We start from the raw sequence: 11,209 nt of genomic DNA on the forward strand, positions 1-11,209 counted from the left end.
CGGGCCTCGGGCTTTCTTCTGGGGCGGCCCGGGAGGCGGTCGCGCCGCCGCGTCCCGGAACCTCGCGGGACGGACGCGGGCCCTGGGTCCCGGGGCGTGCGGGTCACGAGGACCACGCACGCCCCGGAAGGACGCCGGTGCGGCACGCAGGCTGCGAGCCGCACCCGGAGCCGGACCCGGTGTCGCTGGAGCGGCTGTCCGTGACGCTGGAAGCGTCCGGACGCCCTCTGATCTTCCGGGTCGGGGGTGGCCGGGAAACGCCGGCATTGCGAGTCGGGCCACCAGGTGTGCGGATGGCCGGCGGTCTTCCGGGAGGGCCCCCGGGAGAACGCCGACCAGAGGACCCTACGCGAGACCCGCGACGAGGTCGGCGACCGCCTTGCGGCGACCGGTGTAGAACGGCACCTCTTCGCGCACGTGGAGCCGTGCCTCGGAGGCCCGCAGGTGGCGCATCAGGTCGACGATGCGGTAGAGCTCGTCGGCCTCGAAGGCCAGCAGCCACTCGTAGTCGCCGAGCGAGAACGACGCCACGGTGTTGGCGCGGACGTCGGGGAAGCCGCGGGCCATCTTGCCGTGGTCGGAGAGCATCCGGCGGCGGTCCTCGTCGGGCAGCAGGTACCAGTCGTAACTGCGCACGAACGGGTAGACGCTGACGTAGTCGCGGGGCGTCTCGTCGGCCAGGAAGGCCGGGATGTGCGACTTGTTGAACTCGGCGGGGCGGTGCAGCGCCATGTTCGACCAGACCGGCTCCAGAGCGCGGCCCAGCTTGGTGCGCCGGAAGAGGTTGTACGCCTCCTGGAGCTCGTCCGAGGTCTCCGCGTGCCACCAGATCATCAGGTCGGCGTCGGCGCGCAGACCGGAGAGGTCGTAGGTGCCCCGGACGGTGATGTCCTTGGCGGCGAGCTGGTCGAACAGCTCCTGGACCTCGTCGGCGTAGCCCGCGCGGTCCTCCGGCAGCACGTCGCGCAGCTTGAAGACGGACCACAGGGTGTAGCGGATGACCTCGTTGAGGTCCTTGGCCTTCTTACCGGCGTTCGGGATCTTCTCAGGCGCACTCATACGGCTATTGTCCCGCCTCGTCTTCCGTGCCCCGAACCAGGGTAGGCGTGGCGATGATCTCCCCCGCGATCTCCCTGGCGATCTCCCGCGCGATCTCCTCCGTGATCTCCTCCGCGGGCTGCCCCGCCGGTCCCGTCACGACGGCCCCGACACGGCGGGCCCCCGTCACGGCCTCTCCCTCAGCTCGGCGGCGATCTCGTCGGCGGCGCGGTGGGCGCTCCCGACGCAGGCCGGGATGCCGACGCCGTCGTAGACCGCGCCGCAGACCCGCAGGGCGGGGAGCTTCGCGATCTCGCCCCGGACGCGTTCGACCTTGGTGAGGTGGCCGACCGGGTACTGCGGCAGTCCGCCGATCCACCGGGTGACCGTGGTGTCGACGGGTCCGGCGGTGAGGCCGGTGGCGGTGGCCAGGTCGTGGCGGGAGACCGCGGCGAGTTCGTCGTCCTCGCGGTGCAGGTGGTCGTCGTCGCCGTACCGGCCGACCGACGTACGGAGCACGAAGAGGTCGGGGGCCGCGTCGGCGACCCACTGCCACTTGTTGCTGGAGAAGGTGGCGGCCTTGATCGTGCGGCCGTCGACGGGGGGCACCAGGAAGCCGGAGCGGCCGCGGAATGCCTCCACCGCCTCGATGTCCTCGCGCCGGAACGCCATCGTGATCAGGGCCATCGAGGCGTACTCGACCCCCGCGAGTTCGGCGGACGCACCCGGGGACTCGGCGGCCAGCAGGGTGGAGGCGGACCAGGCGGGGGTGGCGAGGACGACACCGTCGGCGGCGATCACCCCGTTCTCCGTACGGACGTCCCAGCCGGCGGCGGTACGGGAGAGGCCGAGCACCGGGGTGGCGGTGCGGATCTCGCCGCCCCCGGCCCGCACGGTGTCGGCGACGGCACCCGGAAGGGTGCCGAGGCCGCCTGCGATGCCCTGGAAGACGGGACCGCCCGTCTGCTGCGCGGCGGCCCGCGCCTGGACCCGGCGCACCCCGTCGAGCAGCGGGCCGCCCTCCTTGGCGATGTCGAAGAGCTGCGGCACGGCGGCCCGCATGGAGATCCGGTAGGCATCGCCCGCGTAGACCCCCCCGAGCAGCGGCTCCACGAGGCGGTCGACGACCTCGCGGCCGAGCCGGTCGGCGACGTACGCGCCGATCGCGACGTCGTCGCCGACGGCGGTCGCGGTCAGCTCGCGCTCCTGGGCGATGCGGGCGATGCCCTCGGGCGAGAGCACCTCGCGCAGTGCCTCCGGGTCGCCCGGGACACCCATCACGTGCCCCTTGGGCATGGGGCGCAGCGCGTCACGCGTCCAGAGGGAGGCTGCGGCCGTGGCGGGCGGCTGGAGGCGGTCGCCGAGTCCGGCGGCGCGGGCCAGGCCGACCGCTTCCGGGCGCCTGGCGAGCATCGATTCGGCGCCGAGGTCGACCTGGACACCCGCGACCTCGCCGGTCATGAGCTTCCCGCCGAGCCGCTCCGCGGCCTCCAGGAGGGTGACCCGTACCCCGCTGCCGAGCAGCCGGTGGGCGGCGGCCAGTCCGGCGATCCCCCCGCCGACGACGACGACGTGTGGCCCGGTCGCGTGCGCGTGCTGTTCAGAACCCTGCATGGGTCCACTCTCTCAAACCCCGAACGAGTCCCGAACGTGACTGCTTCGAAACCGTGGGAGCGAAACCCGGCGAGGGGCCGGGGCGTCCAAGGGGCACACGTCGACTCATCACCCGGGGGGACCAGTCATGCAGTCCGTACGGAGAACCAGGAGTTACCCGGAGCAGCCGGAGCACGCGCGCCCGCGCACCCGTTTCCGTACCGCGGCTCTCGCGGCCGGGGCGCTCGTCGTCCTGCTCGCGGTGGGCGGGTGCGGTGCGAGCGACAGCGGCGGCACGGGCACGTCCGCCTCGGACGAGAAGGCAGCCGTCGCGCAGGGGGAAGACAGCGGGGCGAAGGCGGCGGCCGGCCCGGCCAGGTCGGACACGGCGGGTTCCGGGGCAGCCGGAGAGACGGACGGGAAGGCGGTGGACAAGAGCACGACGGCCGCCACCCACGTCATCCGCACCACCGTCATGTCCATCGAGGTGAAGAGCGTCCCGAAGGCCGTCGCGGCGGCCCGGTCCGCCGCCGAGGGCAGCGGCGGGCTGGTGGAGAGCGAGTCGACCGAGCGGGTGGACGACGTCCACGACGCCTCGCACCTCGTCCTGCGTGTCCCCGAGGACCGGTACGAGGAGGTGCTGAGGCGGCTGACCGGCACGGGCAAGCTCCTGTCCCGCACCTCGGAGGCGAAGGACGTCACCGACCGGGTCGTGGACGTGGAGAGCCGCATCGCGACCCAGCGCGCGAGCGTCGACCGGGTGCGCGCCCTGATGGCGAAGGCGGAGCGGCTCAGCGATGTCGTGGCGCTGGAGGGCCAGTTGAGCAGCCGTCAGGCGGACCTGGAGTCACTGCTGGCGCAGCGGGCGAGCCTGGCCGACCGTACGTCGCTGGCGACGATCACCCTCGACCTCAACGAGCCGGACACCTCGGGTGCGGAGGAGGACGACGATCCCGGATTCGGGGACGCGGTGACCGGCGGGTGGGACGCGTTCGTCACGACGCTGCGGTGGATCGCGATGGCGATCGGCGCCACCGCCCCGTTCCTGGCGGCCCTCTCCCTGCTCCTGGTGGTCTGGCGGCTGGTGGCCCGCCGACGCCGCGTACCGGCGTCGGGAGCAGGCTCCCCGGTGCCGCCGGCGGTAGCGGCCGGCCCGGACGAGCGGGGGGGCGCGGGTACGACACCCGCTCCCTGAGCCCGCCGGGCAGCGCCACGGGGCCGTGTCCGACGATTCCCGCCGGGCGGGCGGTGTCCGACGCGACTTGACGGCCTAGCGTGGTGGTCACACTGCGGCGAAGGGACCTGGCATGACGGAGCGACTGGTGGTCATCGGGGGCGACGCGGCGGGCATGTCCGCCGCGTCGCAGGCCCGCAGGCTGAAGGGGCCGGACGAGCTGAGCATCGTGGCCTTCGAGCGCGGCCACTTCTCCTCGTACAGCGCCTGCGGCATCCCGTACTGGGTGGGCGGCGACGTGGCGGAGCGCGACGATCTGATCGCCCGCACGCCCGAGGAGCACCGGGCGCGCGGCATCGATCTGCGCACCCGCACCGAGGTGACGGAGATCGACGTCGCGGGCCGGCGGGTGCGGGCGCTGGACCGGGAGACCGGCGCGTCCTCCTGGACCGGCTACGACAAGCTGGTGATCGGAACCGGGGCCCGGCCGGTGCGCCCGGCGCTGCCCGGCATCGACGCCCCCGGCGTGCACGGGGTGCAGACCCTCGACGACGGCCAGGCGCTGCTGGACTCGCTGGACCGGACCGGCCCCGGCCGCCGGCGCGCGGTGGTGGTGGGCGCCGGGTACATCGGCGTCGAGATGGCCGAGGCCATGCTGAACCGCGGGTTCGAGGTGACCGTGCTGAACCGGGGCGAGCAGCCGATGGCCACACTTGACCCGGACATGGGGCGCCTGGTGCACGAGGCGATGGACGGCCTCGGCATCACGACGGTGAACCGCGCGGCGGTCACCGCTGTCCGCACGGGCCCGGACGGCCGGGTCTCCGGGGTGGTGACCGAGGCGGAGACGTACCCGGCGGACGTGGTGGTCCTCGGCATCGGCGTGGAGCCGGAGACGACCCTGGCCCGCGCGGCCGGGCTGCCGCTCGGGCCGCACGGCGGGCTGCTCACGGACCTGTCCATGCGGGTGGTCGGACACGAGGACATCTGGGCGGGCGGCGACTGCGTGGAGGTGCTGGACCTGGTGGCGAAGCGCACCCGGCACATCGCGCTCGGTACCCACGCCAACAAGCACGGCCAGGTCATCGGGGCCAACGTCGGCGGTGGGTACGGCACGTTCCCGGGTGTGGTCGGTACGGCGGTGAGCAAGGTCTGCGACCTGGAGATCGCCCGGACCGGTCTGCGGGAGAAGGACGCGCGGGCGGTCGGGCTGCGGTTCGTGACGGCCGTCATCGAGTCGACGGGCCGCGCCGGCTACTACCCGGGCGCCGCGCCCATGACGGTGAAGATGCTCGCCGAGTACCGCACGGGCAGGCTGCTGGGCGTGCAGATCGTGGGCCGCGAGGGCGCGGCGAAGCGGGTGGACATCGCGGCGGTGGCGCTGACCGCCGGGATGACGGTGGAGGAGATGACCGCGCTCGACCTGGGGTACGCCCCGCCGTTCTCCCCCGTATGGGACCCGGTCCTGGTGGCCGCGCGGAAGGCGAGCACGGCGGTACGGGCGGCGGGCTCGGCCTGAGCGGCGGGCTCGGCGACCGGGCCGGGCGGCGGCCAGGACGGGGCGGTTGAGGACGGGGGCAGTGGCCGGAGGGGGCGGGGCCGGAGGGGGCAGTGGCCGGAGGGGGTGGGGCCGGGCCGCTTCTCCCGCCTGGCCCCACGGGGGTCCCGGTACTTCACTGGGAGGAGGAGAGCCCGAGACGGTCTGATGCCGGGAGGCCACATGAGCGCCGTTTTCGACCCCACCCGCGTGGCTCATCTCGGCGGACGGTTCGCCCCCGTGACCGAGGAGGTCGACGCGGTGGACCTGGACGTCGTCGGTGAGCTGCCGCGAGAACTGGACGGCGTCTATCTGCGCAACGGCCCGAACCCGCGTTTCAGCCCGGTCGGCTCGTACCTCTACCCGATCGACGGGGACGGGATGCTGCACGGCGTGTGGATGTCCGAGGGCCGGGCGCGTTACCGCAACCGCTTCGTCCGCACGCCCGCCATGCGGGCGGAGGAGAAGGCCGGGCACGCCCTGTGGGGAGGGGTGGAGTCGATGATCTTTCCCGGCGCGGACGAGGTCGGTCAGGATCTGGCCGGTGACTTCAAGCCGATTCCGGACATCAACGTGGTGGAGCACGCGGGCCGACTGCTGGCCCTGGGCGAGGCCGACTGCCCGTACCGCATGGGCCCCGGGCTCGACACCCTGGGCAAGGAGACTTTCGGCGGCAGGTTGCCCGGCGGCATCACCGCGCATCCCAAGACCGATCCGTCGACCGGCGAGATGGCGGCCTTCTGCTACGCCCTGGAGCCGCCCTGGCTGACGTGGTCCGTCGTGGCGGCGGACGGCTCGGTGAGCAGGGGGCCCACCCCGGTGGCGGGGGTGGAGGAGCCGTTGATGATCCACGACATGGCACTCACCGACCGCTATCTGGTGCTGGTCCTCGCCCCGGCCTTCTTCGACCTCGACGCCGCCATGAGCGGCGGCTCGTTCCTGGCCTGGCGGCCCGAGCGGGGGACCCGCGTCGCGCTGATCCCCCGCGACGGCACGGAGGTCCGCTGGGCCCAGGAGGAGGCGTTCTGGCTCTGGCACACGGTCAACGCCTACGACACCCCCGAGGGGCAGGTCGTCCTCGACTACGTCCAGTGGCCCGCCCTCTCCCTGGGCGGGGAGAGCTCCGGCGAGGGAGCGGGCGGCGCGACGGCCAGGGGCCTCACGCGGGCCGTCGTCGACCCTGCGACCGGTACCGTGCGGCGCACCCGGCTCGACGACATGCGGGTGGAGCTGCCCCGCATCGACGACCGCCTGATCGGGAGCCCGCACCGGCGGATCGCGATGGCGGCGGGCAGCGGCCGGAACGCGGGGCTGCTCTCCGGCGAGTACGACGCCCTGCGGTGGTTCGACACCGGTGGCGGCAGACCGGTCACCCGCCTGTGGGACGCCGGGGACCTCTCGGTCGGCGAGCCCGCGTTCGCCCCGTCGCCCGGCTCCGTGGACGGCGGGGGGTACTGGCTGACGTACGCCACCGACCGTACGGACGGCACCAGCTGGCTCCTGGTGCTGCCCGACGAGGACCCGGCCGGTGGCCCGGTGGCCCGGGTCCGCATCCCCGTCAGGGTGCCGCTCGGTCTGCACGGCACCTGGCTGCCCACCGAGGAGTGAGCCGGGCGCGGCTCAGCGCGCGGTCTGCGTGTGGACGTACTCCACGAGGCGGGTGAGGGAGTCCGGGTCCATCGAGGGCATGACGCCGTGGCCGAGGTTGAAGATGTGACCCTCCAGGCCGGCGGCCGCCTCCAGTACCTCGCGGGTCTTCTCCTCGACCGTGGCGGTCGGGGCGAAGAGGACCGCCGGGTCGAGGTTGCCCTGGAGCGCCTTGCCGGGACCGACACGGCGGGCGGCCTCGTCCAGGGAGACGCGCCAGTCGACACCGACGACGTCCGCGCCGGCCTCGCCCATGAGGCCGAGCAGCTCGCCGGTACCCACGCCGAAGTGGATGCGGGGGACGCCGTAGGAAGCGACGGCGTCGAAGACCTTGGCCGAGGCGGGCATCACCGAGCGGCGGTAGTCGGCGGGGGAGAGCGCGCCGACCCAGGAGTCGAAGAGCTGGACCGCCGAGGCGCCCGCCTCGATCTGGACCTTCAGGAAGGCGCCGGTGATCTCCGCGAGCCGGTCCACGAGGTCGGCCCAGAGCTGGGGGTCGCCGTACATCATGGCCTTGGTGCGCTCGTGGTTGCGGGAGGGCCCGCCCTCGACGAGGTAGCTGGCGAGCGTGAACGGGGCGCCCGCGAAGCCGATGAGCGGGGTGGTACCGAGCTCGGCGGTGAGCATGCCGACGGCCTCGGTGACGTACGGGACGTCCTCGGGCGTCAGATCGCGCAGCCGGGCCAGGTCTGCGCGGGTGCGGATCGGGTCGGCGATCACGGGGCCGACGCCGGGCTTGATGTCCAGGTCGATGCCGATGGCCTTGAGCGGGACGACGATGTCGCTGTAGTAGACCGCGGCGTCCACCTTGTGGCGGCGCACGGGCTGCATGGTGATCTCGGTGACCAGCTCCGGCATCGCGCAGGAGTCGAGCATCGCGATGCCCTCACGGACCTTCAGGTACTCGGGCAGCGACCGCCCCGCCTGCCGCATGAACCAGACAGGGGTGTGCGGGACGGGTTCTCGCCGGCACGCCTTGAGGAACACCGAGTCGTGGGTGGCGGAGGTCGTCGTCGGCTGGCCCGGGGGGCGTTCATTGGCACTCACGCACAGAATCTTCGCACGCCGCCCCAAGGAGCACGGTCCCACCAGGGTGTCTCTCCCTGCGCGCGGCCCGCGTTCCGCCTACTCTTCCCCGCATGGCTCCGGCGCAGGAACAGTTCTCCGATCATTCCGACCACCCCTCCCAGAAGGACGGTGCGGAGAGCAAACCCACTCCGCCCGGGTTCCGGTCGGCGGTCGAGGCACTGCGCTCGGCGCGGCTCCGTCCGGAGCTGGAGATCGAGACGACCAAGCCCCCGCAGCGACTGGCCCCGTACGCCTACGCCCTGGAGGCGGCGGTGGTGGACGGCGACGAGGACCTCGCGGACGGCCGCCTGGTGCTGCTGCACGACCCGGCCGGCCACGATGCCTGGCAGGGAACGTTTCGCCTGGTGACGCTCGTGCGCGCGGAACTGGAGCCGGAGATGGCCGCCGACCCGCTGCTGCCCGAGGTGTGCTGGTCCTGGCTGACGGGCGCCCTGGAGGCGCGCGGTCTCACCTACGGGTCGGCAGGCGGCACGGTCACCCGGGCGGGGTCGCACTACTTCGGCGAGCTGAGCAGCCGCCGCCCCGCGACCCAGATCGAGATCCGCGCGTCCTGGACCCCCGGTGAGGGGCCGGGCGGGGTCCCGGACACCGCGGGGCACCTGACGGCCTGGGGCGACCTGCTCTGCCAGATCGCGGGCCTGCCCCCGTCGGGCGCGGCCGACGCGACGGTGGTCACCCTGCCGCAGCGGCGGGGGCCGCAGGCGTCGTAGTCGTCCGGCGTCCGGCGCTCGGCGGATCGCTCCCGGGCTCCCGGAGCCCCCGACGCAGGAGCCTCGGAGCTCCGGAGCCTCGGCGGCCCGGCGGCCCGGCGGCCCGGGAAAGCACCGTCCCGACCCACTCCTGACAGGGTCGGCCGACCGCCGGCCGCATTGTCGTACAATCGATCGCGCGTCCGATTTGTCCGAATTGTTACTCACCAAATCGTGATCTTCCTCTAAAGGAGGACGGGTCTGCTGCCGAAGAGGTCAATGACCCTTCAAGCACGGTTCGCCCCGGCTTCATCCCCGAGCCGGCCCGTCCCGCCACTCCCCCAGGAGGCCTGGTGTCCGTTCTCCTAGAGCAGCCCGCAAGCCTGGTCGCCTACCGCCCGAACAAGCCGACGGCCATGGTCGTCGTGGCCGACCCGCGCGTCCGTTCCACCGTGACCCGCCATCTGTGGGCCCTCGGAGTTCGTGACGTCATCGAGGCGTCGTCCATCGCGGAGGCCCGCCCCCGTGTCGGCAACCCGCGCGACATCTGCGTTGCCGACGTCCACCTGCCCGACGGTTCCGGGCTGACCCTGCTGTCCGAGACCCGAGCCGCAGGCTGGCCCAACGGTCTCGCCCTCTCCGCCGCCGACGACATCGGTGCCGTACGCAACGCCCTCGCGGGCGGCGTCAAGGGCTACGTCGTCACCGGCACCCGTACCAACATCGGCCATCCCAACCGACCCGGCGTCGCCCCCATCGGCGCCAACGCCGCCCGTATGCACCGCCGGCCTCCCGGCTCCCCGAGCCACCCGGGCGGCTACCGCGAACTGTCCGGCCGCGAGGTGGAGGTGCTCCGTCTGGTCGCCGAAGGCCAGTCCAACAAGGCCATCGGCGTCTCGATGGGCCTCTCCGCCCTCACGGTCAAGTCCCACCTCGCCCGCATCGCCCGCAAGCTCGGCACCGGAGACCGCGCCGGAATGGTCGCCGTCGCCCTGCGGACCGGCATCATCCACTGATCACCCCCCGCCGGCACCCGCAGGGATGCGGGATCCGGCCGGTTTACACGCCCGACACCCGGCGACGGAACGTTCCGTCGTCGGGTGTCGCGCATACACGGATACCCTTGACGGGTGACCGACGCCCAAGAGACCGCAGCAGACACGACACTGCGAACCACCGGGGGCGCTCCCCCGGACGACGTCGCCCCGGCGCCGATCCCCTTGCTGGAACCGCGCGAGGGCATTCCACCGGTGGTGGCGGACGACGACGCCCTCGCCCGGGTGATCGCCGCGTTCGCCACGGGCAGCGGCCCGGTTGCCGTCGACGCCGAGCGCGCTTCCGGCTACCGCTACGGCCAGCGCGCCTATCTCGTACAGCTGCGCCGCGAGGGTGCGGGCAGCGCCCTGGTGGACCCCGTCGGCTGCCCCGACCTGTCGGGTCTCGGCGAGGCGCTGACCGGTACCGAGTGGATCCTGCACGCTGCCACGCAGGACCTTCCCTGCCTGCGCGAAATAGGCATGCTCCCCACCTCCCTCTTCGACACGGAGCTCGCCGGGCGGCTGGCCGGGTTCCCCCGGGTCGGCCTCGGCGCGATGGTCGAGAACGTCCTCGGGTTCGCGCTGGAGAAGGGCCACTCGGCCGTCGACTGGTCCACCCGGCCGCTCCCCGACCCGTGGCTGCGCTACGCCGCGCTCGACGTCGAGCTCCTGATCGATCTGCGGGACGCGCTGGAGAAGGAGCTGGACCGCCAGGGGAAGCTGGAGTGGGCCCACGAGGAGTTCGACGCCATCGCGGCGGCGCCGCCGGCCCCGCCGCGCAAGGACCCGTGGCGCCGGACCTCCGGCATGCACAAGGTGCGCAGGCGCCGTCAGCTCGCCGTCGTACGCGAGCTGTGGGAGACCCGCGACCGGATCGCGCAGCGGCGCGACGTCTCCCCGGGCAAGGTGCTGGGCGACGGGGCGATCGTGGAGGCCGCCCTCGCGTTGCCCCTCAACGTCCAGGCCCTGTCGGCCCTGCCCGGTTTCGGACACCGGGTGAACCGGCGTCAGCTGGAGCAGTGGCAGGCCGCCGTGGACCGCGCCAAGGCGCTGCCCGAGTCCGAGCTGCCGCAGCCCGGCCAGCAACTCACGGGCCCGCCCCCGCCACGTGCCTGGGCGGACAAGGACCCCGCGGCGGCGGAGCGGCTGACGGCGGCCCGCGCCGCGGTCGCCGACCTCGCCGAGCGGCTGCACCTGCCCCCGGAGAACCTCATCACCCCGGACACCGTGCGCCGGGTCTGCTGGGAACCGCCGAAGAGTGTCACCCCGGGGGCGGTCGAGGACCTGCTCGCGGGGTACGGCGCGCGGAGCTGGCAGATCGGGCTGGTGGCCCCGCTGCTGCGGGACGCGCTGAACGCGAGCGCTGCTTCCTGAACCCGCCCGGGGCCACGGCACCCGGCATCCG

The 11,209-nt window shown here is 73.4% G+C and carries 10 protein-coding genes; 6 read left to right on the forward strand and 4 right to left on the reverse strand.

What is annotated here, in order from left to right:
- Positions 1–345: 345 nt before the first annotated feature.
- From hemQ to hemG, 3 genes are read right to left on the reverse strand one after another with little or no spacing between them, the layout of a single operon-like run.
- Positions 346–1,059, reverse strand: a complete 714-nt coding sequence (gene hemQ / locus ACFYPN_RS13475) for a hydrogen peroxide-dependent heme synthase (RefSeq protein ID WP_328718729.1) — start codon at positions 1,057–1,059, stop codon at positions 346–348.
- Between the two features lie 4 nt (positions 1,060–1,063).
- On the reverse strand, positions 1,064–1,228 hold the full coding sequence (locus tag ACFYPN_RS13480; RefSeq protein ID WP_358762683.1) for a hypothetical protein: 165 nt from the start codon (positions 1,226–1,228) through the stop codon (positions 1,064–1,066).
- The gene (hemG, locus tag ACFYPN_RS13485; RefSeq protein ID WP_389298192.1) at positions 1,225–2,652 is read right to left on the reverse strand and encodes a protoporphyrinogen oxidase; all 1,428 of its coding nucleotides are present in this window, start codon (positions 2,650–2,652) and stop codon (positions 1,225–1,227) included. Before hemG ends, ACFYPN_RS13480 begins: the two co-directional genes overlap by 4 nt.
- 127 nt (positions 2,653–2,779) lie before the next feature.
- Between hemG and ACFYPN_RS13490 the strand changes: the two genes are divergently transcribed.
- The 3 genes from ACFYPN_RS13490 to ACFYPN_RS13500 all read left to right on the forward strand — a co-directional run bounded on the left by ACFYPN_RS13490 (position 2,780) and on the right by ACFYPN_RS13500 (position 6,950).
- Positions 2,780–3,826, forward strand: a complete 1,047-nt coding sequence (locus tag ACFYPN_RS13490; RefSeq protein ID WP_389298194.1) for a DUF4349 domain-containing protein — start codon at positions 2,780–2,782, stop codon at positions 3,824–3,826.
- A 112-nt stretch (positions 3,827–3,938) separates the two neighbouring features.
- The gene (locus ACFYPN_RS13495) at positions 3,939–5,324 is read left to right on the forward strand and encodes an FAD-dependent oxidoreductase (RefSeq protein ID WP_358762677.1); all 1,386 of its coding nucleotides are present in this window, start codon (positions 3,939–3,941) and stop codon (positions 5,322–5,324) included.
- A gap of 201 nt (positions 5,325–5,525) precedes the next feature.
- Positions 5,526–6,950, forward strand: a complete 1,425-nt coding sequence (locus ACFYPN_RS13500; RefSeq protein WP_389298196.1) for a carotenoid oxygenase family protein — start codon at positions 5,526–5,528, stop codon at positions 6,948–6,950.
- A 12-nt stretch (positions 6,951–6,962) separates the two neighbouring features.
- Here ACFYPN_RS13500 and hemE read toward each other — a convergent pair whose 3' ends face one another.
- On the reverse strand, positions 6,963–8,036 hold the full coding sequence (gene hemE, locus ACFYPN_RS13505; RefSeq protein ID WP_358762673.1) for a uroporphyrinogen decarboxylase: 1,074 nt from the start codon (positions 8,034–8,036) through the stop codon (positions 6,963–6,965).
- Positions 8,037–8,128: 92 nt separating this feature from the next.
- Here hemE and ACFYPN_RS13510 point away from each other — a divergent pair, with 92 nt between their 5' ends.
- From ACFYPN_RS13510 to ACFYPN_RS13520, 3 genes are all read left to right on the forward strand, one after another.
- A complete protein-coding gene (locus ACFYPN_RS13510; protein WP_358762671.1) occupies positions 8,129–8,788 on the forward strand; it encodes a DUF3000 domain-containing protein in 660 nt (219 codons plus the stop codon).
- Between the two features lie 332 nt (positions 8,789–9,120).
- Positions 9,121–9,783 carry a response regulator transcription factor gene (locus ACFYPN_RS13515; protein ID WP_266710186.1) on the forward strand — a complete coding sequence of 221 codons (663 nt, stop codon included), beginning with the start codon at positions 9,121–9,123 and terminating at the stop codon, positions 9,781–9,783.
- 114 nt (positions 9,784–9,897) lie between these two features.
- Positions 9,898–11,178: a ribonuclease D gene (locus tag ACFYPN_RS13520; protein WP_358762669.1), complete on the forward strand. Its 1,281-nt coding sequence runs from the start codon at positions 9,898–9,900 to the stop codon at positions 11,176–11,178.
- The last annotated feature ends 31 nt before the right edge of the window (positions 11,179–11,209 follow it).

The organism is Streptomyces sp. NPDC005576 (assembly GCF_042871745.1).
Lineage (GTDB): Bacteria > Actinomycetota > Actinomycetes > Streptomycetales > Streptomycetaceae > Streptomyces.